Here is a 22,315-nt window from a genome sequence, read left to right as displayed (position 1 = left end):
ACAGGGTCAGGGGTGTTGCCGGACATCGAGGGCGTCGAGCCGCACGGTGTGCTCGTCGAGGCGGGAGCGGAAGTCGGCCCAGTCGGTCGCGCCGCTCCAGGCGCGGTCGGCGAGGGCACACAGCCGCGGGTAGGTCAGGTACTCGATGTGGGCGGGCGTCGTGACGAACTCGGTCCACAGCTGGGTCTGGGTGCCGAGCACCCGCCCGGCCACGTCCGGGTCCGCGTCCTCGGGTACGGGATCGTGGGCGTGGACGGCGCGCAGATCGACGACGCCTCCGGGCTGGGCCAGTGGCTCGCGCGGGTCGCCGGACTGGGCGTAGTCGAGGTAGGTGGCCCGGTGGTAGGCGCTGACGACGGGGTGGCCGCGGCGGGCCGCCGTCAGAGTGTGGGCCGAGTCCCGCCAGGTCATCACGGTGAAGTCGAGGGGCAGTTCGGCGCCGGTCTCGGCCCAGCCGACCGGGCGGCGTCCGTGCCGGACGAGGAATTCGCCGATCTGCCCGAGGAACCAGCCGTGCAGGGCCGCGGGGCCCGGCAGGCCCTGCGCCACCGCTCGTTCCCGCGCGGCGACACTGTGCGTCCACTCGGTGGTGGGGCACTCCTCGCCGCCGACATGGATGTACGGCGAGGGGAAGACGTCCATGACCTCGTCGAGGACGGTGCGGCAGAAGTCGAGGACCTCGTCGTGGACACCGAGGACGGTGTCGCACACGCCCCAGCGGGTCCAGACGTCGAGGGTGCGCTCCGGATGGTTGCCCAGTTCGGGGTAGGCGGCGAGGGCGGCGCGTACATGGCCGGGCATCTCTATCTCCGGCATGACGGTGACGCCGCGAGCGGCCGCGTACCGTACCAGCCCGACGAGTTCGTCCCGCGTGTACGCCCCGCCGTGCGGGATGTCGTCGTACGTGTCGCTTCCGGCCGGGCCCTTCTGGGACTCGGCGCGGTGGCCGCCGACCTCGGTGAGCTTGGGCAGTGCGGCGACGGGCATGCGCCAGCCCTGGTCGTCGGTGAGATGCAGATGGAACACGCTGATCTTGTGCAGGGCCAGCAGGTCGACGTACCGGCGCAGGTAGGAGACGGGCTGGAAGTGGCGTGCCACGTCCAGCATCGCGCCGCGCCAGGGGTGGCGGGGGACGTCGGTGATCTCGGCGCACGGCAGCCGCCACCGTGTACCGCGCTGCGGAGTGTCCAACAAGGCCTGAGGAGGCAGGAGTTGGCGGAGTGTCTGGATGCCGCGCAGCAGACCGGTCAGGTGTGCGGCGCGCAGCAGCACGGCGTGCGGGGCGACGGTGAGCCCGTACCCCTCTTCGCCGAGGCCGGTGAGTCCGGGGTCGAGCGTCAGGGCGAACTGTCCGTGCGGGGACGGCCGCAGGGACAGCCCGGTGGCGGGGGCGAGCAGGGTGCGCAGCAGGTCCGCGGCCGGTTCGGCGCCCGCGCCGATGTGCAGCGCGGTGCCGGCGTCGAGCGTGAAGTGTCCCGGCCTGGGTGCGGCCTTGGTGGGGCGGGGTACGAGGGTGAGCGCGGATCGCTGTGCGGGCATGGATCAGCTCCGGGACGGGGTCGCGTGGGGGTGGGGTGTGAGGTCAGCCCTTGACTGCGCCGGCCGCGAAGCCGGAGGTGACATGGCGCTGGAGCAGCAGGAACACCACGAGCGCCGGGGCGGCGAAGAGGGTCGAGGCGGCCATCGTGGCGCCCCAGTCGGTGCCGAAGACGTTCTGGAACGAGGACAGCCACACGGGCAGGGTGCGGTTGTCCTGCTGCTTGATGATCAGGAAGTTGGCGTAAGCGAACTCGTTCCAGGCGGTGATGTAGCCGAACAGCGAGGTGGCCATCAGGCCCGGGGCAAGGAGCGGGAACGCTATATGCCGAAATGCGCCGAGCCGGGTGCAGCCGTCGACCTGGGCGGACTCCTCCAGCTCCGGGGGGATCGTGCCGATGAAGCCGCGCAGAACGATGATGGTGAAGGGCAGCGTCATCATGAAGTAGACGAGGGTCAGGGTCGGGAGCCGGTCGAGCATGTCGGTGTCCCGGGAGATGATGTAGACCGGGATGATCAGTGATTCCCAGGGCGCCATCTGCGCGATGAAGACCATGAGCATGAACTGCCGGCGCCCCTTCCACTTCAGCCGGGCGACCGCGTAGGCGGCGCCGAGCGCGATGACGAGGGCGAGCAGGACGGCGCTCAGCGTGACGAGGATGCTGTTGCGCCAGAACAGGCCGAAGCCGGCGGCGCCGACGGCGGTGCGGAAGTGGTCGAGTGTCCAGGTCCGAGGGACGATCCGGGGGTTGTCGGACTGGATGTCGCGGGTCGGGGTGAACGCGGTGGCGACCATCCAGTAGACCGGGAAGAGACAGACCACGACCGTGACGACGGCGGCGGCGTTCAGGGGCAGGCGGCGGATGCGGGGCCGGGTCGTGCTCATGCGAGCTCGTCCTCCTGGCGGAACATCTGGCGGAAGTAGAAGACGAGCACGCCCGACATCAGCACGACGGTGACCATGGAGGCCGCCGAACCGAGGTCGTACCGCTGGCTCGACAGGGCGGTCTGCACCGCGTACACGGGCAGGATCGTGGTCGCGTCGCCGGGCCCGCCGTTGGTCATCACCCAGATCTGGACGAACGCCTTGAAGGTCCAGATCACTTCGAGCGAGAACACCAGCATGAAGATCGGCCGGACCATGGGGAAGGTGATGGAGCGGAAGATCCGCGGCCCCGACGCCCCGTCGAGCCGCGCCGACTCGTACAGCTCGGTGGGGACGGTGGTGAGGGACGAGTACAGGGTGATCGCGGCGAAGGGCACGGACTGCCATACGACGAGGACGACCACGATGGCGAAGGCGGCCGGGCCGTGCGCGAACCAGGGGTAGCGGTGGAAGGACTCGAACCCCAGGTCGGTCAGGACCGCGTTGACGATGCCGAACTCCGAGTGGAACAGCCACTGGAAGACGGTGGTCGCCGCGATGACGGGCATCGCCCAGGTCAGCACGAGCGCGCTGAGGACCGCGGTCCGCCCGAACCGGCCGAGCCGCTCGACCATGAGCGCGACCAACGTGGACAGCACCATGATCAGGACGACGTTGATCGCCATGAAGAGGAAGGTGCGGCGCACGACCTCCCAGAAGCGGCCGTCCCCCAGCAGCGTCTCGTAGTTCTTGAATCCGACGAAACGCGCGCCGCCCAGGATGAGTTGGCGCAGACCGAAGTCCTGCAGCGATATCACCACGGCGCGGACCAGGGGATAGACGAGCAGATAGAGCGTGCCGAGGACGGCGGGCGCGATCAGCACGTACGGCCAGATCCCACGGCCGGTGGACTTCGACGGGCGGCGCGGCCCTGGACCGGTGGAGCGCCGGGGCGGCCCGGTACCGAGTGGGGGGCGGGGGGCGGTCTGCTCGCGGACGGCCGACACGGCGCTCCTCCTTCCGGTGCGTGGACGGTTCAGGAGCCGGAGTTCATGGCCGCGGTGATGGCCTCGGAGGCGGTGGCGGCCTTCTTCTGGATGTCGCCTCCGGTGAGGACGGCCGTCATGTAGTCCTTGATCGGGTTCTTGGCCTCCACGGCGGCCCAGCCGGGGGTGTTGGGTGTGGCGTGGCCCTGGGCGGCGCCGACCGCCATGGCCGCGGCTCCGGGGTCGGCTGCGACCGCGGAGGCCAGGGTGGTCTTGTTCGGGACGTAGCTCATGGCGACGGCGAGCTTCTTCTGCCAGGTGTCGCCGGTGAGTTCCTTGACGAAGGTGTAGGCCGCGTCCTGCTTGGTGGACGCCGTGGGGATGACGAGGTCGGAGCCGCCGGTGAAGACCGCGCCGGGCTTGTCGGCGGCCTTCCCCGGGATCGGGAAGAAGCCGAGCTTTCCCTTCAGTGCTGGGTTGTTCTGGATGACGACGTTGGCGCCGCCGGGTGTCGAGATGACCTGGGCGACCTTCCCCTTTGCCATGACGTCCGCCTGCGGGGGGTTGGCCTCGTCGGAGTCCCTGGGGCCCTTGCCGAGGGCCTGGAGCTTCTCGTAGAACTCCAGCCCGCGGATCGCCTCGGGGGAGTCCAGCGTGCCCTTCCACTTGCCGCCGGACTCGGTGGCGAGGTCGCCGCCCTCGTCCCAGACGAAGCCCGCGAGGGTGTACCAGTTCTGGCCGGGCAGATAGATGCCTTGCGTGCCACCCGTGTTGAGCTTCTTGGTGGCGGCGATCCACTGGTCGCGGGTCTTGATGTCGGTCGCGTCGATGCCCGCCTCCTTGAAGAGGTCGGTCCGGTAGATGACGACGCGGTTGGCGGCGTAGTACGGAATGCCGTACTGCTTGCCCTCATAGACGCCCGGCTCCGCGAGACCCTTGAGCCAGTTCTTCCCCCCGAGGTCGTCGACCTTGTCGCTGAGGTCGAGCAGCCCCCCGCTCTGAGCGAACTGGGCGACCTGGGTGTTGCCGGTCTCGATCACGTCCGGTGCGTCGTTGCTGGCGAGGGCGGCCGTGACCTTCTCGCCGATCCCGTCCCACTCCTGGATCTGCACCTTGACCTTGATGTCCGGGTGAGCGGTCTCGAAGCCCTTGACGAAGTCTTTCTGGAACTGGGCCGAGACGCTGTCGCGCATCAGCCAGACGTCGATGGTGGCGCTCCCGCCGGAGCTGTCGTCGGAGGTATCGGAGGAGCTACTGCAGGCACTCAGCCCGGCCGTCATCACGAGCACGGACACACCGGCAAACAAGCGGAGCTTCACGGTTCACCTCTGGAGGACATGACCTGACCACCTGACCAGTGAAGTCCACTGGACAGCTCACCTCTTGATGTGGGGTTGAAGGTGGCATAGACCAATCGAGGGCGTCAACCCCCCGTACTTCAAAGGGTTTTGGGGTGCAGGCCAGTCGGGATCTGGGCGATCATCTCTCGGTGGCAGTTACACTTGCTTGGTCAAGGGGGCAGTTGCGGGTGACCACTGGTCAACTGGTTAACTGGTTATTCCGCGCATGAGGGAGGGCACCATGAAGGCTGACGCACCAGGTGCGGTGCTCAAACGGGAGCGAGTTCGCGACTTCATCCTCGACCTCGTCGAGTCGCACCGCCCGGGGGACGCGATCCCCTCCGAGCGTTCCCTGTGCGCCCGCCTGGGTGTGTCCCGCCCGACCCTGCGCGCGGCGGTCGACGAGCTCGTCGCCGCGGGGCTTCTGGTACGGGAGCACGGTCGCGGCATGTTCGTGGCACCCGAGAAGATCACCCAGGAACTCGTCTCGGGTCAGCAGGCCATGACGGTGCCCCAGGCCTCCGGGACCTGGTCGAGTCGCCTGCTGGAGTTCACCACCATTCCGGCAGGCGCGCGTGTGGGCCGTAAGTTGCGCCTCTCGCCCGCCGCCGAGATCGTGTACGTGGCACGGCTGCGCCAGGTCGACGGCGCCCCGATGGCCATCGAGCATCTGCACATCAGGGCCGATCTGGTCCCCACCCTGTCCGCCCAGGAACTGGAAGCCGGCGACCTGTACGAGCACCTGCGCGAACAGCATGGCGTGCACGTCCAGGAGGCCGTACAGGCGATCGAGCCGACCGTCGTCACCCGGGCGGAGGCCGAGCTGCTCGACGTGCCCGAGCTGTCCCCGGCGCTGCTCTTCGAGCGGCTCACCTCGGACACCACGGGGCAGCCCGTCGAATACGTCCACTCGATCTACCGCGGCGACCGCTATCGCATCGTCTCCCGGCTCACCCTCGGCCCCTCGGCCGCGGTGCCGCCGGCCCGGCTCGGACACCACCCCGGCATCCCCCCGGGCGACTTCGCCCACCGCGACACCATCGCGTCCTCCACGCGCGGGGACATCCAGTCGGCACCGTGAGCCACCGCGGTTTCCGGCTGGGCGGGGGAGGGGCGCCCGGCGAGCGCCGGTCCGCCCTGGGCGCAGGCAGGCACGGGACCACGGCTCCGGCGCCGACAGGACTGATCTCGCCGCAGGCTCATACCCCGGCGCGGATGAGCCGCGCGGTGCTGTCCTTCGCGGCCGGCTCGGCCGCGTATGGGTGGCTCGGTGGCATGCGCTGCGCGTCGATCTGCTCGTATGCGGTGACGAACGGACGTTGTCACTTCAACCAATGCGCGGGGCGTGGGAGGAACAGCCGAGTGCTATTCCTCCCCCGCCATGACAGGACCGACCTCAGATGGCCTGAGCCGTGGGCATGATGGTGATCTCGGTGAGGTTGACGTGGCGGGGCACGGCGGCCATGAAGGCGACGGTTTCGGCGATGTCGGCGCTCTGGAGGCAGTCGATGTCGTGGATGAGGTCGGCCATCAGCTTGGAGGCGTCGGGGTCGGTGACGTGGTCGGGGAGTTCGGTGTCGACCATGCCGGGTTCGATGGTGGCGACGCGGACCATCTTGGGGCCGAGTTCGACGCGGAGGAGCCGGGTGAGGTGGCTGATGTAGGCCTTGGTGCCGGAGTAGATCGAGAACTTCGCCAGGATGCGGGTGGCCGCGATGGACGAGGTGTTGATCAGGTCGGCGGGCTTGCCCTGGGCGGCGGAGTCCGTCAGGTGGGGGAGGAACGCGGCGATGACGTTCATCAGGCCGCTGATGTTGAGGTCGATCTGGCGCTGCCAGTCGTCGACCTTGAGTTCCTGGATGCCGGAGATGAGCTGGACTCCGGCGTTGTTGAACACGAGGTCGGCCTTGCCGAAGCGTTCGGCGACCTGGTCGGCGGCGGTCTGGACGGCGTCGCGGTCGGTGACATCGACGGCCAGGGCGAGTGCGGTGCCGCCGGCGGCCTCGATGTTCTTGACCAGGCTGTCGAGGCGTTCCTTACGCCGGGCCAGTACGACCACCGTGGCACCGAGCTCGGCGAGGCGCTCGGCGGTGACGGCACCCATGCCGCTGGAGGCGCCGGAGACGACAGCGACACGGCCGGCCAGGGGAGTACCGGTGAGCAGAGCAGCAGACATCACAAAACCTCAGTCTCTTTGATCGCGAGGTGGGGAGTGCGGGATTGATCGGAAGGTGGGGAGGGCCGCATCGGTGTGGTGCCCGGCCGGGCCGGTCGTCCTGCCCGGCAGGGCTGCTCGAGGGGCTGCGGGTGCCCGATCGCGCCGGGGTCAGGCGGCGTCGTGGTGCGCGGTGGCGGCAGACTTCTCGCGCCACGGGGCGAGGTCGTCCTGCACCTGCTGGTACTTGACCTCGAGCCGCTCGATGGTGTCGCGCCCGAGGTAGAGGTGCGTGGGCAGCTTCTCGGTGGAGGCAACCTCGACGATGAGCGCGGCGCCCTTGACGGGGTCGCCGAGCTGGGCGTGGTTGGCCTGGTCGATCCAGTCCAGCGTCACGTGCGCGGGGGTGTCGTCGTAGTCGGTGATGCGGTTCGCGGCGACCGACAGCGAGCTGGCGTCGAGGAAGTCGGTGCGGAAGACGCCCGGCTCGACGACCATCGACTGGATCCCGAACGGTGCCATCTCCGCGGAGAGCGCTTCGCTGATGCCGGCGACCGCGAACTTGGACGCGCAGTACAGGCTGACGCCGGGCTCGCCCTCGAAACCCGACCGGGAGCCGATGTGCACCAGCCTGCCGGACCCCTGCTTGCGCATGACGGGCAGCACGGCACGGGTGACGTTGATCAGGCCGAAGACGTTGAGGTCGAACAGCGACCGGGCCTCCGCGTCGGTGATCTCCTCCAACGCACCGAGCAAACCGCGGCCGGCGTTGTTGACCAGGACGTCGATGCCCCCGAACCGGTCCACGGCGGCCTCGACCGCCTGCGGGATGCTGTCGTTGTCCGTGACGTCCAGGGCGACCGCGAAGACGTTGTCGGAGCTCTTCAGATCGGCCGGAACGCGTTCCGGGTTTCGTACGGCGACCACGACATTGTTACCGCCTGCCAGAGCGGCGCGGGCGATTTCAGCGCCGATTCCACGGGAGGCGCCGGTGACAAACCACGTAGCCATGGGAAAAACCTCTTTCGTCGTTTCCCCTTCTCGGGGATTTCCTGTTGACGTATTCGAGTGTGCCCGTCGCCTACGGCGGTATGAAGGCTGCGCTTTTCCTGGGAGTCCCACACCCAGGAAGACGAGGCGGGCCCTTCGTGGATCGAATTCCGGGTGCCGTCGACGGCACCCGGCTCAGGCGCCGTGTGCGGGATTCTGCTGGTGCGGTACTTCAGGTGCGCTGATGGAGCCCAGCAGGGCCAGGCCGTCGGCGGAGGGGGAGCCCGGCTCGGCCTGCAGGATGACGAGCTGCTGTCCCGGAGCGCTGCGGATGTCGAGGGCCTCATGCCGCAACTCCAGGTCTCCCACGCCGGAGTGGTGGATCTGCTTGACCTCGTAGGGCGGGACCCGGGTGTACTCGCGTGCCCACAGGGAACGGAACTCCGGACTGCGCACCGACAGTTCACCGACGAGCTCCAGGATGCGGGGATCCTCGGGCGTGCTCGCGGCGGACCGCTGAAGGTCGGCGACCGCACGGTGCTTGGCCCGCTCCGCGTTCCTGTAGAAGGTCTTCGCCGCGGGGTCCAGAAAGAGCATGCGCAGCACGTTGTCGTGCTGCGCGAAATCGCGGTAGAGGGCATCGGCCAATGCGTTGGTGGCCAGCAGGTCCTGGGCATGCCCGACGATGAAGGCCGGCGTCCTGGTCCAGCTTTCGATCAGTTGCCGCAGGTGCGGGCGGACCCGCTCGACCCGGAAGGGTCGCTTCGTGCGGCGGGTTGCCGGCCGGGCCAGCCGGAAGAGTTCCCGCTTGTCCTCTTCCCCGAGTTGCAGGACGCGGGCCATGGCCTCCAGCACCCGGAGTGAGGGGCTGAGTTCACGGCCCTGCTCGAGTCGGCTGTAGTAGCTCGGACTGACACCTGAGAGCGTCGCGACCTCGTCACGCCGCAACCCGGGCACTCTTCGCCGGCCGGCGCTGGGCAGTCCTGCGTCCACGGGGCTGAGGCGTTCCCTGTGGGAGCGGAGGAACTGACCCAGCCCTTCAACCGAGTCAGGGCGCGTGTCGTTGTCCATGCTGCCGAGGCTAGGCGGAAAACGCCCGGAAAACTTCTGTCGACGGTGGGTGCATTACACCCAGGATTGCGGGCTCCCGGGCGGCACAAGGAGCCGGCGGACAACGAGAGGTCTCCCAGGCCTGCCAAGAGGGTGAATTACTGTGTGTGCCGGGTGTGCCACCTGGTGCAATAGTCCGCGACCGGCACTTCTCATCGGCTGGAAACCATCTAGTCTTGCCACATGAGCAATGGGACACCTTTGGGTGATTTCCTCAGAGCCCGCCGAGAGGCCCTCAAGCCGCACGACGTCGGTCTCCCCGAACATGGGCGACGTCGGGTGCCGGGACTGCGCAGAGAGGAAGTCGCGCTGCTCGCCGGGGTCAGCTCCGACTACTACATCAGGCTGGAACAGGGGCGCGAAAACAGCCCGTCCCCGCAGGTGCTCGAGGCCGTGGCGCAAGCGCTGAAACTGGATGCGGAGGCTGCCGACCATCTCAACCGCCTCTGTCTGGCCTCCTCGCAGCGCCCGCACGACTGGGGAGAGGCGGACGTCAGCCGGCAGTTGTTGCAGCTGATGGACGGATGGGAGCACACTCCGGCCTTCGTCATCGGCCCGGCCCTCGACATCATGGCGGGCAACTCCCTCGCCACGGCTCTCCACAGCGGGTTCGACCAGTTCGACAACCTCGCCCGCATGGTGTTCGTCGACCCGGCGGGGCGCGAGTTCTACCAGGAATGGGAGCGCGCCGCACACTCCTGTGTCGCCGAACTCAGGGCAGCCTACGGCCACGATCCCGAATCGGCCCGCATCGCCGAGGTCGTGGCGGAACTGTCCGCCCAGAGCGAGGAGTTCACAGGGATCTGGCAGATGCACGAGGTCAAGGGAAAGTCCCAGGAAGGAAAGCATCTCAAGCATCCCCTGGTCGGCGACCTGCATATCAAGTTCGCGGCTTTCACGGTCAATGGCGCCCCGCACCAGCAACTGGTGGTCTATCAGGCTGAACCGGCCAGCCCGACCGCGGATGCCTTCGAGACGCTGAGGACCATGGCCGCCGAGCCGAAGCACGCCCAGGCGGCTGTGCCCGCGGCCGACCTCGCCGCCAAGGAGCAGTAGCGGGGCACATGAGCATGTGCGCCCGGTGGAGACTGGTCCTGCCGCACCCAGGAACAACGCGGCCTTCATAGCGGTGTGCCCGTCTGCCGACACTCGATTCGACAGACAGCGCGCCGGCCGGGATGCCGACGCGCGGATCGCACGGCACCAGGAGCACACATGATCACCGTGAAGGACCTTCAGCCCCACCCCCTGGACCAGGTTCACCGTCTGATCGAGCCTGGCCCCGTCATCCTGGTCACCACCCGGCACCGCGGAATCCCGAACGTGATGACCAACGGATTCAACATGATGGTGCGCCATGACCCGCCTCTGATCGCGTGCACCATCGGCCCCTGGGACCACAGCTACCAGGCCCTGGTCGAAACCGGCGAGTGCGTCATCTCGGTCCCGACGGCGGACATGGCTGCCACCGTGGTCGACATCGGCAACTGCTCGGGCGCCGACGTGGACAAGTTCGAGGAGTTCGACCTGACCGCCGTATCCGGTGCGGAGGTCCAGGCACCACTCGTGGCCGAATGCTTCGCCAACATCGAGTGCAGGGTCGCCGACAGCAGCCTCGTGGCCCCCTACAGCCTCTTCCTGCTGGAGGCCGTCAGGGCGTGGACAGACCCCTCTCAGCCCCCACCGCAGCTGTTTCACCACCGCGGAGACGGGACGTTCACCCTGGACGGGCCGACCGTGGACCTGAAGGACCGCATGACCAAGTGGCAGTACCTCGTGTAGGTCAGCGGGTCAGTAGGCCAGCGGGTCAGTGGGTCGATGCCCCGACACGGCTCCTACTCTGGTGTGACGTGCGACCAGGACCACCGTCGTCAAGGGAGATGCACATGCTCACCAAGCAGGAAGCCGCCGAAGCCGTACGTCAGGCCAAGGTGAAGACCGGGGTCACGTGGGCCCAACTGGCCGAAGCGATCGGCAAGCCGCTGGCCTGGACCACGGCGGCCCTGCTCGGCCAGCACCCGATGGGCAAGGACGAGGCGGCCACAGCGGCGGCACTGCTCGAACTCGGTGACGACGCCGCCCTGGCCTTCCAACTCCAGCCGACCCGGGGAGCCCTGGACGCGGTCGTTCCCGTGGATCCCACGATCTACCGGCTCTACGAGGTCATCCAGGTCTACGGGCCGACCATCAAGGAGCTGATCCACGAGCAGTGCGGCGACGGCATCATGAGCGCGATCAACTTCCGGCTCGATGTCCGGCGTGTTCCCGACCCCGCGGGCGACCGGGTCGTCATCACCCTCGACGGGAAGTACCTGCCTTACCAGTGGTAGTGACTCACTGAGCAGTCGAAGGGAATCATCGTGTCAGGCCCAGCGGACCGGGTCGCCGAGCTGGATCGGCCCCGGACGCAGCACCTGGGCGTAGACGCCGGCGCACGGCTGCGGCCCCATCGACTCCAACGGGATGACCCGGTTGTGGTCCGCCAGGACCCGGAGGGCGGCGGCGTCCGGGGGAAGGGCGCCGTGCGCCAGGGTGAGCACGGCGCAGCGCGGAGTGCGCGCGATGACGCGCAGAGTGAGGTCGGTGCCGATGCGCAGAGTATGGCCGGTCCAGTCGTTCTCCGCGAAACCCGCGGCAAGAGAGGTACGGATCACGATGTTGGGGCGGTAGCGCTCCACTTCGGCGGTGCCGGTCGGGGCCAGGGCCGCGATCCGGGCGACCGTTGAGGTCGTGAGCAGATGGACGGGTGCGTAGTCGAAGAACGTACCCTCCGGAGAGCCGCCGCCCAGTCGCCCCTCCCGCGCGCTCACCGGTGGCTCCGAGGCGTCACGCAGTACGTCCTCGGGGTCGGCACGGTCGAGCGTCGCCTCGTACGGAGGGGTGTCGGTGAGGTTGACACGGCGGCCCACGATCTCCGACAGCATCTCGTCGACGCCCGGTTCCGTCGACCACAGCACCTTGCCCTCCGCAGCGGTGATGCGTACCGCGCCCTCCTCGGCCCGTGCCGTCAACGTGAGCAGCCGACGCCACAGACGGGGGTGCTTGGCGCTGGCGACCTTGCCGGTGTCCCGGTCGGTCAGGGCGAAGCGCCGGTCGTGGGCGAGGCCCCGCTCGGTGACGTCGACAGTGGAGAGATCCTCGCCGAGCATCGACTTCACCGGGTAGCGGATGAGCCGACCCACCGTTCCCAGCCTGCCTGCTTCCTCCGACGTCACCGTGCAAAGTATCGAGGTCCGTACAGCGAGCGGCAAGGTCTTTCCGGCGCCTGCCGGTGCGGCGCCCGCCTGCCTCCGCATACGCCATCTGGATGGTCGATCCGAGTTCGTGCGTAGGATGTGATCACGCTGTTCAGGGTGGCATCTGCGGAGCTGGAAGGGGTCGGCCGTGGCTGTTCTGGTGGTGCAGCACGTGGCGGAGGAGGGACCGTACGAGATCGGCACCTCCTTGGGGCAGCCGGGCTCGCGCTGCGGGTGTGCCGGGTGTGGGCAGGCGACCCGCTTCCCGAGGATCTGAACGGGGCCGAGGCGCTGGTGGTGCTGGGCGGGCCGATGTCCGCGTACAGCGACGACGGTTTCCCCACACGCACGCCCTTGACCGCGTGGCGAGGCGTGCCGTCGGCCCGGCGGGGCGGGGTTGCCCCGCCCGTATCCGGTACCTGGGGTCGACTGCGCATGAGCGAGGCCGGCCGGAGCCGCCCGTCCTCGCCCACGGCGAACGGCGCACTGACAGAGGACGATGTCCCAGCCCATGCTGCGCGTTGAGACCCTGAGCGGTGACGCCACCCTCGACCTCCCCGAGTTCGACCACCCGCCCGCCGAGCCGCTCGGGCTGCTGCGGGCGTGGCTCGACAGCGCCACACGGCACGGAGTGCGCGAGCCGTACGCCGCGGTCCTCGCCACCGCCGACGCCGACGGACGTCCTTCGACCAGGGTGTTGCAGGTCAAGGATTTCGACGGACGCGGCCTGGTCTTCGGAAGCGCCCGTGGCAGTCGCAAGGGCCGGGAGCTGGAGGCTCGCCCCTGGGCGTCACTGAACTTCTACTGGCGCAAGACCCTTCAGCAACTCACCGTGGCCGGACCGGTGGAAGTGCTCACCCCCGCCGAATCCGACCGGCTCTTCGCCGCACGCCCGCCGGCGGCACGGGCCGCGTCGGCGGTCTCGGCACAGACCCGGTCACTCGCCGGCGAACCCGCCCTGCGCGAGCGCGCCCGTGCACTGCTCGCCGGGACCGAACCGGCGCCGCGCCCTGTCGGATGGACCGGATACCGCCTGGTCCCGGAGAGCACCGAGTTCTGGTACGGCAGCCCCGACCGACTGCACCGCAGGCTCCGCTACGACCGCGAACAGGGCCAGGACTGGTCCTGGCAGCGACTGCAGCCGTGACGAATCCGATTGCCGGACGATGAGTCACATGTCTACGGTCGGCCCCATGGCGGATGACGAACCCACGCGCGCCGCGCGTCTGCTGGATGCCCAGGCGAAGGCGGAGCGGCTGTTCGCGGAGATCGAGGAGCGCGGGCTGGTCGCGCCGGGGGAGGGCGAACGGGCGGTCAGCGACCGGATCCGGGACCTGGCGAACGAACTGTTCGGCACGACCCGCCACTGGCACAAACGCATCGTGCGCTCGGGCCCGAACACGCTGAAGCCCTACCGGGAGAACCCGCCGGACCGGGTGATCGGCGCCGACGACATCGTGTTCGCCGACTTCGGGCCCATCTTCGAGGAGTACGAGGCCGACTTCGGGCGCACCTTCGTCCTCGGCGACGACCCGGTCAAGCAGCGGCTGCGCGACGACCTGCCCGAGGTCTTCGCGGCCGGGCGTCGCTTCTTCGAGAGCGACCCGGACATCACGGGCAAGCGGCTGTACGCCGAGGTCGAGCGGCTTGCCTCCGACGCGGGCTGGGAACTGGGCGGCTGGCACGCCGGGCACCTTGTCGGCGAGTTCCCGCACGAGACGATCGACGGTGCGGACGTGGAGTCGTACATCGCGCCGGGCAACGACACCCCGCTGCGACGCACCGACAAGGCCGGGCGCCGCTGCCACTGGATCCTCGAGATCCACCTCGTCGACCGGGGGCGCGAGTTCGGCGGTTTCTACGAGGAACTGCTCGACCTCGGCTGATCCGTCACGCTCGCTCGACGAAGGGCGACCGGGTCGAAGGGACCCTCTCTCATCGATGGTCGTGGCTCTGTCACGTCAACGGCCGGGCGGCCACTGGCAAAGGCCGGGGCAAGAATCGTCTCCGTGGCCCGCCACTCGCGGCGCAATGACCGTCTGGCAACGCACCGTTCACCCAGGGGCCGCTGGGGCGCGCCAGGGTGCGGTCGTTGTCAGCTCAACTGCTCGCCAGAGAGGGCACCATGGCCACACAGACAGGGACATCGGACGAGTCGACGAAGTCTTCCGAGGGGGTCAGCCGTCGTCACGCGCTGGGCCTTCTCGGTACGGCAGGGGCCGGCGCGGCCGTCACCCCGTTGCTGGGAGCAGGTACGGCGCAGGCCGCTCCGGCCCTTCACCTCACCGCGGACTCGGCAGGTGCGCCCCCGGTCCAAGGGCTGCACCTGACCTTCGGGGCGGACCCGCGCACCCAGATGACGGTGTCGTGGATCACCGACAGACCGGTGACCAGACCCGTTGTGCACTACGGCACGCTGGAGCACGGCTTCGGATCCAGCGCCGACGCCCGGACCGTCACCTACGTGGACGGCACCTCCAGCCGTACCGTCTACGTCCACCACGCCTCGCTGAACCGGCTCACCCCGGGCACCGACTACGTCTACCTCGCCACTCACGAGGGCACGACGCCCGACAGCGGTACGTTCCGCACCGCTCCGCGCGGACGGAAGCCGTTCACCTTCACCAGCTTCGGCGACCAGTCCGCTCCGCAGGTGACCTGGGCGGCCGACGGCAAGGTGGCGCTCGACGCGAACTCCACCCCCGCGACGAAGGACATCGTCACCGGCATCGAGCAGGTCGCCCCGCTCTTCCATCTGCTCAACGGCGACCTGTGCTACGCGAACCTGGACGTCGACCGGGTGCGTACCTGGAACAACTTCTTCACCAACAACACCCGTTCCGCGCGCTTCCGCCCCTGGATGCCCGCGGCCGGCAACCACGAGATCGAGAAGGCCAACGGCCCGCTCGGGCTCGGCGCCTACCAGACCTACTTCACCCTGCCCTCCACCGAGACCGACGCCGAACTCGCGGGCCTGTGGTACGCGTTCACGGTCGGCTCCGTCCGGGTGATCGTGCTGCAGAACGACGACAACTGCCTCCAGGACGGCGGCGACGTCTACATCAGCGGCTACTCCGGCGGACGTCAACTCGCCTTCCTGGAGAAGGAGCTGAAGGCGGCGCGCTCCTCCGGCGACGTCGACTGGGTGGTCGTCGCCATGCACCAGGTCATGATCAGCTCCTCGGACGCGAACGGCGCCGACCTGGGCCTTCGCCAGAAGTACGGTCCTCTGTTCGACAGGTACGGCGTGGACTTGGTGCTGTGCGGCCATGAGCACAACTACGAGCGCTCGCTCGCCGTCCGCGGCGTCGTCACCGGCAGCGAGACGCTGACCCCTCGCCCGGTCTCGCAAGCCACCGATTCCATCGACACCGGTCTTGGCACCGTGCACATGATCCTCGGCGGCGGGGGCGTCTCGGGCACGACGAACGAGAAGTTCTTCACGGACGGCACCGCCAAGGTGATCACCGCTGTGTCGGCGACCCCCGGCTCCAACGGCAAGCGCACCTCCACCTACACCAAGGAAGAGGCGGTCTGGACCGGAGTCCGGGACATCGAGCACCCCTACGGCTTCGCCGCCTTCACCGTCGACCCCGGACGGCACGCCGGTGACACCACCCGCATGCACGTGACCTACTACAACGTGAACAAGCCGAACGGCGACCTGTCGGTGTTCGAGACCTTCACGCTCCACCGCCGTCGCTCCGACGGCCACTCGAGGTGACCCTGCCGCCGGTCCGCCACCGGCACCGGCCCACGGACGCGGTCCCGTCGTGACGAGGCAGTCCGGACTGCGCGCAGATCGAGCTGTGGCGTGGTCCCCGACGACGCAGGGGTGAGCCGCACTCCGGTACACCGGCTGAGACTGCGGCGGGTGAAAGGTGCCTGACGGGTAAAAGACCAGGTCAGGCGCCTTTCTTCGTGCGCCGTTGAGCTGTGGAAATGGCTACCGTTGAGACGCGTGGCGGCTCGCTGGTCCGGGAATGGTCCGGATCTTGGCCGCGGGTTTTGCTGTCTGCTCGGCCGGGCTGGCCCCAAAGGCCTGCGAAGTCATGCAGCCGGCCGAGAAGCCGACGGTGGAGGACGACCGCCACGACGCGTTCGCCGCCGGGACCAACCAAAGAGGCCCAGTTGCGAACCCCGGCCGTCCCGAGGGACGACGGCGACCAGACCGGGCCAGTCGCGCACAGCTTGGGGCGGCCTGGCCCATGTCGGGAAGCTGCAGGAAGGACAGTCGGTCCTCGTCCCGGCCGCCTCCAGCGCCGTCGGTCTCGCCGCGATCCAGATCGCGAACCGCATCAGGGCCCGCCGGCCTGGTCAGGCTCAGGTCTAAGGCGGCAGGCCGTGCTCGGTCGACCTGGACGGGGCGATTTTCTTCATCTCGCGCCGCTGGGCCAGAGCGAACCTTCTCGGCCGACTGCCTTCGTGCCTTGGATGGAGCGATTCGAAGCCGCCGGTTCCGGCGGACGCCGGGGCGTCGCAGGCGGGTGCCCGAGCCGGCGATCTCGTGGCCCGCCAGGCTGCCGCAGGTCCAGCTCCTGCCGCGGTCCTGTGCCGCTACGGACACCACGGTCCCTTACCGCGCAGGGCGTTCGTCTCAGTCGATGAAGAGGCTCCATGCGACGGCGTTGAGGTTGTCGGCGAGGAAGATGTCGGTCCCTCCCAGGCGCTTGTCATAGTTCGGCATGAGGTCGGCTGCGCGGGCGACGGGCTGCTCAAGGGGCTGGTGAAGCTGGTCCTGGAGGGTGCGCTGGAGGCCGAGATGACCGAGCATCTCGGCTACGAGAAGGGTGATCGGGCCGGTGCCGGCTCGGGCAATGCGCGCAACGGCACCTCCCACAACCGGGTGTTGCCCGATGTCGGGCCGGTCGACCTGGACGTCCCGCGCGATTGTGCGGGCAGCTTCAGCCCCACTGCAAGAAACAGGAGAAGCGTCAGCACCAGGGCTTGCACAAAGAAGAAGACACTCCCCATCGATCGGGATCCGCGCGGCTGTGGCGGTGACGCACGTATGACGCACGAGGCTCTCCGAGGGGTTTCCATTTCGCCTCGAAACTGCCTCTGACCTGCATGTTTCCTGGAAGGGGGCAAACTGCACACCTTCCCGATGACCTCGCACGTGGAGTGTGTGGCGAACCTTGAGCCTGCCACAAAGGGCGTCTGACCAGATGATTCACAGATCTGGGGGCTCTGCTCGACCTGTTTCCGGATCACCATCAGGTCAAGGTCGTCAGCGCCCGCGCCTTCGTTGGCCGTGACCTCTGGTCAGGTTGTGAGTTGTTCCCGCTTTGGGCGGACTGGAGATGTGGGTTGCTCTTCGCCTGAGGGACACCCGCCCACCAAGTCGTGGAGAGCGTACGGAAGCCCGAGGGCGTGGACTTCCGAGCAGCGGTGGCCGTCCCGTCCAGGCCCGCCTGTGGCCGGGATGTCAGCCGAGCGCCGCGATCTCCTCGGCCACCGCGCGCATCACCGGCACGGCCGCGTCAACCACGTCCTCTCGGGCGGTGATCAGGTTCACGCACAGGTGCAGCGCGGGGTCGGCGGTGTGCAACGGTACGGCGACGCCGAAAGCCCCGGGTTCGATCTGCCCGAACGTACGGGCGTACCCCCGCTCCCTGACCTCCGCCACGGCGGCCGGCTCCCCCGGGGAAGGCAGACGCAGCGCGGCGAGGGCGAGCCCAGCGGCGCCGACACCGATCGGGTGGCGGCTGCCCACGCGATAGGCGATGTGGTAGTCGACGGTCTGTGGCTCGACCACCGCGACGGCGACGGCCTCGTCGCCTTCTGCGGAGATCAGCGCGACAGTGGCGCCCAACTCGTCGGCGGTGCGCCGCAGAATGGGCAGCGCTGCCTCCCGGATGCCCGCCGCGTACCCGCGCGCCAGCGTGACCGTGCCCGAGCCGGCGCGATAGCGGCCGTCGGAGCTGCGAACGACCAACCGGAACTCAGCGAGCGTGACCAGGATGCGGTACGCGATGGTGCGATGGACGTCGAGCCGCTGTGCCACCTCGTTCACGGTCAGGCCCTGAGGCTGACCCGCGATCGCCTCAAGCGCCAGCAGGCCGCGGGCGAGTGTCTGGGAGCCGGAGGCCTTTCCCTGCGCGCCGCCGCCCTGCGCCGTCAAGCCCCGGGCGGTCTCGGTACCCCGCGTGCTCGAGGCCGCCTGGTCGTCACTCATTCCGGCAGTCTACGACCGCGCGATGACAGCCTGTCCCCTCCGCCCACGCCCTGCGTGATCCGATCGCCGTAGAATCGGATCACGCCGGCAGGCCATGGCCTGGAGGGGACACGCGCGGTGGCGAGAAGCGGAGGCAGGCGTGGGCGAGGCCGCACCGAGCGGTGTGCTGAGCAAGGCACTCGCCGTGCTGCAGGCGTTCGGCGTCGAGGACACCACCCTCGGCTTCGCCGAGTTGCAGCGTCGCACCGGCCTGCCCAAGGGCACTTTGCATCGCACGCTCGGTGATCTGGTGGCCGCGCGCCTGCTCGACCGGGTGCAGGGCCGCTACCGTCTGTCAAGCCTGGTCTTCGAACTGGGGATGCGCGCCTCGGTCGAGCGCGGTCTGCTGGAGGTGGCGACCCCGTTCCTGGAGGACCTGTACGAGCGCACGCACGAACTGGTCCACCTGGGCATCCGCGAGGGCACCGAGGTGGTCTATGTGGCGAAGATGGGCGGGCACCAGCAGGCCGACTCCCCCTCCCGGCTCGGCGGGCGCATGCCGCTGCACTCCACTGCCCTCGGCAAGGTTCTCCTCGCCCACGCGCCCGCCGACGTCCGTGAGTCGGTGCTGCGCGGACCGCTGGAACGCCGGGCCCCCCGGACCATCACCAACGTCGACGTCCTCACGCGCCAGCTCTCCGACATCGCCGCGAAGGGCGTCGCGTTCGAGTACGAGGAGTCGGCGGTCGGCATCGTCTGCGTCGCGTCCGGGATCTTCGGCCCGTCGGACGAGATCCTTGGCGCGATCAGTGTGACAGGCCCCGTGCACCGCTTCCAGCCCGCCCGGCACGCCAACAGCATCCGGGCGGCGGCGGGCGGCATCACCGCCACCCTCGGCCGACGCGAGGAACTCCTGCGGCACTGACCCCCGGGGTTGCCCGGCGGACAGGTCCGTGTTCCGTCACGCGGAACTTTTTCCTGGGCGCCACGCGCCTTGAGTCTCCAAGCTGAGGGCATGAACGAGACCCCCAGTGGCAGCGACGCCGTGGCAAAGGCAGCTCAGCGCCTGTTGGCAGCCGCCGCCGACCGCGTGCCCTGCTCCCCGGTCCGCGACCTGATCGGCAGCGACGACGTGAAGGCGGCGTACGCCGTCCAGGAGTTGCTCACCGCACGCCATGTGGAGACCGGCGCGCGCGTCACGGGACGCAAGATCGGCCTCACCTCGCCCGCCGTCCAGGCCCAACTCGGCGTGGACCAGCCTGACTTCGGTGTCCTCTTCGACGACATGCAGGTCGCCGACGGCACCCTGGTGCCGGCCGGGCGGCTGCTCCAGCCGAAGGTCGAGGCCGAGATCGCGTTCGTGCTCGGCGCGGACCTCGCCGAGGGGCCCCTGGATGCGGAGCAGATCCGGGACGCCGTGGCGTATGCCGTCCCGGCCCTGGAGATCGTCGACAGCCGAATCGCCGGCTGGGACATCACCTTCGGCGACACCGTCGCCGACAACGGCTCCAGTGCCCTGTACGTGCTCGGGTCGGCGACGAAGACGATGGCCGAGTTCGAGCCGGTGACCGCCGCCATGACGCTCACCCGGGGCTGCGAGACCGTCTCCAGCGGTGACGGCGCGGCCTGCCTCGGCGACCCGCTGACCGCGCTCGCCTGGCTGGCGCGGACCGCACGCCAGGTCGGCGACCCGCTGCGGGCGGGCCAGGTCGTGCTCTCCGGTGCCCTCGGCCCGATGGTCGTCGCCGAGCCCGGGGACACGTTCACCGCCGAGATCAGCGGCCTCGGGTCCGTCTCCGTCCGCTTCCCCGCGTCCCCCGAGGGCGACGCGCTCTCCGACTCCGACGAAGGAACCTCCGTATGAAGACCAAGGTGGCCATCATCGGCTCGGGCAACATCGGCACCGACCTGATGATCAAGGTGCTGCGCCTGTCCGACACCCTGGAGGCAGGCGCGATGGTCGGCATCGACCCCGCCTCCGACGGGCTCGCCCGCGCCCAGCGGCTCGGCGTCCCGGTCATGGCCGAGGGCGTCGAGGGCTTGGTCCGCATGGACGGCTTCGAGGACATCAGGATCGTCTTCGATGCCACGTCCGCCAAGGCCCATGTGGCCAACGCCGCCGTCCTCGCCCCGCACGGCAAGCAGCTCATCGACCTGACACCAGCCGCGATCGGCCCGATGGTGATCCCCGCGGTCAACCTCACCGAGCACGTCGCCGCGGACAACGTCAACATGGTCACCTGCGGCGGTCAGGCCACGATCCCGGTCGTCGCCGCGATCTCCCAGGTGGCTCCGGTGCCGTACGCGGAGATCGTCGCGTCCATCGCGTCGAAGAGCGCAGGCCCCGGTACCCGCGCCAACATCGACGAATTCACCGAGACCACGAGCCACGCCATCGAGAGCGTCGGCGGCGCGGGGCGCGGCAAGGCCGTCATCATCCTCAACCCGGCCGAGCCCCCGCTGATCATGCGGGACACCGTGCTCGCCCTGGTGAACGCACCGGAAACGGACACGCACGAGGCGATCCGTGCCTCGATCGCCGCGATGGTCGAGCAGGTGTCGGCGTACGTGCCCGGCTACCGGCTCAAGCGACAGGTGCAGATCACCCCGGTCCCCGCCGACCAGCCGGTGCACACCCTCACCTCGGACCCGGTCACCCACCAGGTGTCGGTCTTTCTCGAGGTCGAGGGCGCCGCCCACTACCTGCCGGCCTACGCCGGCAACCTCGACATCATGACCAGCGCGGCCGTCCGCATGGCCGAGGCCATGGCCGCCCACAGCAACGAACTTCAGGGAGCGGGCGCATGACCGTCGACAGGCTCTTCATCCAGGACGTCACCCTGCGGGACGGCATGCACGCCATCCGCCACCGCATCGAGCCGGAGCGGCTCGGCAAAATCGTGGCCGCGCTCGACGCCGCAGGCGTCGACGGCATCGAGGTCTCCCACGGCGACGGCCTCGCCGGCGGCTCCCTCAACTACGGTCCAGGCAGCCACACCGACTGGGAGTGGATCGAGACCGCCGCCGCCCACATCAAGAACGCCCGCCTCACTACGCTGCTGCTGCCCGGCATCGGCACCATCGAGGAGCTCAAGCAGGCGTACGCGCTCGGCGTCCGCTCGGTGCGTGTGGCCACCCACTGCACCGAGGCCGATGTCTCCGCGCAGCACATCGCCACCGCCCGCGAGCTGGGCATGGACGTGTCCGGCTTCCTGATGATGAGCCACATGGCCGACGCCAAGACGCTCGCCGGGCAAGCCAAGCTCATGGAGTCGTACGGCGCGCACTGCGTCTACGTCACCGACTCCGGCGGCCGTCTGATGATGGACGGCATGCGCGACCGCATCCGCGCCTACCGGGACGTCCTCGACCCGGTGACCGAGATCGGCGTCCATGCCCACGAGAACCTCTCCCTCTCGGTCGCCAACTCGATGATCGCGGTGGAGGAGGGCGTCACCCGGGTCGACGCCTCGCTGGCGGGCCAGGGCGCGGGCGCGGGCAACACCCCGCTGGAGGCGTTCATCGCCGTGGCCGACCTCAACGGCTGGGCCCACGGCTGCGACCTGTTCGGGCTGCAGGACGCCGCCGACGACCTGGTGCGTCCGCTGCAGGACCGCCCGGTGCGCGTCGACCGCGAGACCCTCACCCTCGGCTACGCCGGCGTCTACGGCTCCTTCCTGCGCCACGCCGAGACCGTGGCCGAGCGCTACGGCGTCGACGTGCGCACCATCCTCGTGGAGGTCGGTAAGCGCGGCCTCGTCGGCGGCCAGGAAGACATGATCGTCGACGTGGCGCTGGGGCTGGCCGAGTCCCACTGACCCACGGGGCGACGGCACGGCAATTCCCGGACAGCGGCCGGGCCGTCGCCCGTGTCCGCAGACCCAACCCGCTTGTCGCGTTGCCGGTGGACGACGCTCGTCGGCGCCGCGTCCGGAACGTC

21 protein-coding genes and 1 pseudogene are annotated in these 22,315 nt (G+C 69.2%); 12 read left to right on the top strand and 10 right to left on the bottom strand.

Annotation, left to right across the window (positions count from 1 at the left end):
• Positions 1–6 precede the first annotated feature (6 nt).
• Genes KVT44_RS25500 through KVT44_RS25485 form a run of 4 tightly spaced genes read right to left on the bottom strand, consistent with a single transcriptional unit; the run spans position 7 to position 4,667 of the window.
• On the bottom strand, positions 7–1,539 hold the full coding sequence (locus tag KVT44_RS25500) for a beta-N-acetylhexosaminidase (protein WP_217568867.1): 1,533 nt from the start codon (positions 1,537–1,539) through the stop codon (positions 7–9).
• Between the two features lie 43 nt (positions 1,540–1,582).
• The gene (locus KVT44_RS25495) at positions 1,583–2,422 is read right to left on the bottom strand and encodes a carbohydrate ABC transporter permease (RefSeq protein WP_217568865.1); all 840 of its coding nucleotides are present in this window, start codon (positions 2,420–2,422) and stop codon (positions 1,583–1,585) included.
• The gene (locus KVT44_RS25490) at positions 2,419–3,408 is read right to left on the bottom strand and encodes a carbohydrate ABC transporter permease (protein WP_190171614.1); all 990 of its coding nucleotides are present in this window, start codon (positions 3,406–3,408) and stop codon (positions 2,419–2,421) included. Before KVT44_RS25490 ends, KVT44_RS25495 begins: the two co-directional genes overlap by 4 nt.
• Positions 3,409–3,437: 29 nt before the next feature.
• Entirely contained in the window at positions 3,438–4,667 is a 1,230-nt protein-coding gene (locus KVT44_RS25485) for an extracellular solute-binding protein (protein ID WP_217569108.1), read from the bottom strand.
• 301 nt (positions 4,668–4,968) lie between these two features.
• On the opposite strand from KVT44_RS25485, the gene KVT44_RS25480 reads away from it, so the two are divergent.
• A complete protein-coding gene (locus tag KVT44_RS25480; protein WP_099925935.1) occupies positions 4,969–5,808 on the top strand; it encodes a GntR family transcriptional regulator in 840 nt (279 codons plus the stop codon).
• 315 nt (positions 5,809–6,123) lie between these two features.
• Here KVT44_RS25480 and KVT44_RS25475 read toward each other — a convergent pair whose 3' ends face one another.
• The 3 genes from KVT44_RS25475 to KVT44_RS25465 all read right to left on the bottom strand — a co-directional run bounded on the left by KVT44_RS25475 (position 6,124) and on the right by KVT44_RS25465 (position 8,943).
• Positions 6,124–6,906, bottom strand: a complete 783-nt coding sequence (locus KVT44_RS25475) for an SDR family oxidoreductase (RefSeq protein WP_217568863.1) — start codon at positions 6,904–6,906, stop codon at positions 6,124–6,126.
• Positions 6,907–7,053: 147 nt separating this feature from the next.
• Positions 7,054–7,893 (bottom strand): SDR family NAD(P)-dependent oxidoreductase, encoded by an 840-nt coding sequence (locus KVT44_RS25470; protein WP_099924917.1) that lies wholly within the window; start codon positions 7,891–7,893, stop codon positions 7,054–7,056.
• A gap of 174 nt (positions 7,894–8,067) precedes the next feature.
• The gene (locus KVT44_RS25465; RefSeq protein WP_217568861.1) at positions 8,068–8,943 is read right to left on the bottom strand and encodes a helix-turn-helix transcriptional regulator; all 876 of its coding nucleotides are present in this window, start codon (positions 8,941–8,943) and stop codon (positions 8,068–8,070) included.
• A 222-nt stretch (positions 8,944–9,165) separates the two neighbouring features.
• Here KVT44_RS25465 and KVT44_RS25460 point away from each other — a divergent pair, with 222 nt between their 5' ends.
• The 3 genes from KVT44_RS25460 (at position 9,166) to cynS (ending at position 11,312) form a co-directional block, all read left to right on the top strand.
• Positions 9,166–10,038 (top strand): helix-turn-helix transcriptional regulator, encoded by an 873-nt coding sequence (locus tag KVT44_RS25460; RefSeq protein WP_217568859.1) that lies wholly within the window; start codon positions 9,166–9,168, stop codon positions 10,036–10,038.
• 159 nt (positions 10,039–10,197) lie between these two features.
• Positions 10,198–10,764 (top strand): flavin reductase family protein, encoded by a 567-nt coding sequence (locus KVT44_RS25455; protein WP_217568857.1) that lies wholly within the window; start codon positions 10,198–10,200, stop codon positions 10,762–10,764.
• Between the two features lie 104 nt (positions 10,765–10,868).
• Positions 10,869–11,312: a cyanase gene (gene cynS, locus KVT44_RS25450; protein ID WP_217568855.1), complete on the top strand. Its 444-nt coding sequence runs from the start codon at positions 10,869–10,871 to the stop codon at positions 11,310–11,312.
• A gap of 33 nt (positions 11,313–11,345) precedes the next feature.
• Here cynS and KVT44_RS25445 read toward each other — a convergent pair whose 3' ends face one another.
• Entirely contained in the window at positions 11,346–12,197 is an 852-nt protein-coding gene (locus tag KVT44_RS25445) for an MOSC N-terminal beta barrel domain-containing protein (protein ID WP_308314102.1), read from the bottom strand.
• A 532-nt stretch (positions 12,198–12,729) separates the two neighbouring features.
• Between KVT44_RS25445 and phzG the strand changes: the two genes are divergently transcribed.
• The 3 genes from phzG to KVT44_RS25430 all read left to right on the top strand — a co-directional run bounded on the left by phzG (position 12,730) and on the right by KVT44_RS25430 (position 15,942).
• Entirely contained in the window at positions 12,730–13,365 is a 636-nt protein-coding gene (gene phzG, locus KVT44_RS25440) for a phenazine biosynthesis FMN-dependent oxidase PhzG (RefSeq protein WP_217568851.1), read from the top strand.
• 46 nt (positions 13,366–13,411) lie between these two features.
• Positions 13,412–14,104: a M24 family metallopeptidase gene (locus KVT44_RS25435; protein ID WP_217568849.1), complete on the top strand. Its 693-nt coding sequence runs from the start codon at positions 13,412–13,414 to the stop codon at positions 14,102–14,104.
• 239 nt (positions 14,105–14,343) lie between these two features.
• Complete coding sequence (locus KVT44_RS25430) at positions 14,344–15,942, top strand: metallophosphoesterase family protein (protein ID WP_217568847.1); 1,599 nt, start codon at positions 14,344–14,346, stop codon at positions 15,940–15,942.
• 873 nt (positions 15,943–16,815) lie between these two features.
• Here the strand turns inward: KVT44_RS25430 and KVT44_RS25425 are convergent.
• On the bottom strand, positions 16,816–16,992 hold the full coding sequence (locus KVT44_RS25425; RefSeq protein WP_217569145.1) for a hypothetical protein: 177 nt from the start codon (positions 16,990–16,992) through the stop codon (positions 16,816–16,818).
• Here KVT44_RS25425 and KVT44_RS58280 point away from each other — a divergent pair.
• A pseudogene (locus tag KVT44_RS58280) lies at positions 16,921–17,130 on the top strand (transposase); the annotation flags it as partial. The gene KVT44_RS25425 and the pseudogene KVT44_RS58280 sit on opposite strands and share 72 nt — an antisense overlap.
• Before the next feature lie 516 nt (positions 17,131–17,646).
• On the opposite strand, the gene KVT44_RS25415 reads toward KVT44_RS58280, so the two are convergent.
• Positions 17,647–18,396 carry an IclR family transcriptional regulator gene (locus tag KVT44_RS25415; protein WP_099924926.1) on the bottom strand — a complete coding sequence of 250 codons (750 nt, stop codon included), beginning with the start codon at positions 18,394–18,396 and terminating at the stop codon, positions 17,647–17,649.
• Between the two features lie 139 nt (positions 18,397–18,535).
• Between KVT44_RS25415 and KVT44_RS25410 the strand changes: the two genes are divergently transcribed.
• The 4 genes from KVT44_RS25410 to dmpG all read left to right on the top strand — a co-directional run bounded on the left by KVT44_RS25410 (position 18,536) and on the right by dmpG (position 22,193).
• The gene (locus tag KVT44_RS25410; protein ID WP_308314101.1) at positions 18,536–19,300 is read left to right on the top strand and encodes an IclR family transcriptional regulator; all 765 of its coding nucleotides are present in this window, start codon (positions 18,536–18,538) and stop codon (positions 19,298–19,300) included.
• Positions 19,301–19,390: 90 nt separating this feature from the next.
• Positions 19,391–20,239, top strand: a complete 849-nt coding sequence (locus tag KVT44_RS25405) for a 2-keto-4-pentenoate hydratase (protein WP_190173626.1) — start codon at positions 19,391–19,393, stop codon at positions 20,237–20,239.
• Positions 20,236–21,183 carry an acetaldehyde dehydrogenase (acetylating) gene (locus tag KVT44_RS25400; RefSeq protein WP_217568841.1) on the top strand — a complete coding sequence of 316 codons (948 nt, stop codon included), beginning with the start codon at positions 20,236–20,238 and terminating at the stop codon, positions 21,181–21,183. Before KVT44_RS25405 ends, KVT44_RS25400 begins: the two co-directional genes overlap by 4 nt.
• The gene (dmpG, locus tag KVT44_RS25395; protein WP_217568839.1) at positions 21,180–22,193 is read left to right on the top strand and encodes a 4-hydroxy-2-oxovalerate aldolase; all 1,014 of its coding nucleotides are present in this window, start codon (positions 21,180–21,182) and stop codon (positions 22,191–22,193) included. The genes KVT44_RS25400 and dmpG overlap by 4 nt, the downstream gene beginning before the upstream one ends.
• Positions 22,194–22,315: the final 122 nt, after the last annotated feature.

Source organism: Streptomyces sp. GbtcB7 (genome assembly GCF_019091445.1).
GTDB lineage: Bacteria > Actinomycetota > Actinomycetes > Streptomycetales > Streptomycetaceae > Streptomyces > Streptomyces mirabilis.
The sequence above is the reverse complement of the archived record's forward strand: the minus strand, read 5'-3'. Positions and strand labels throughout refer to the sequence as shown.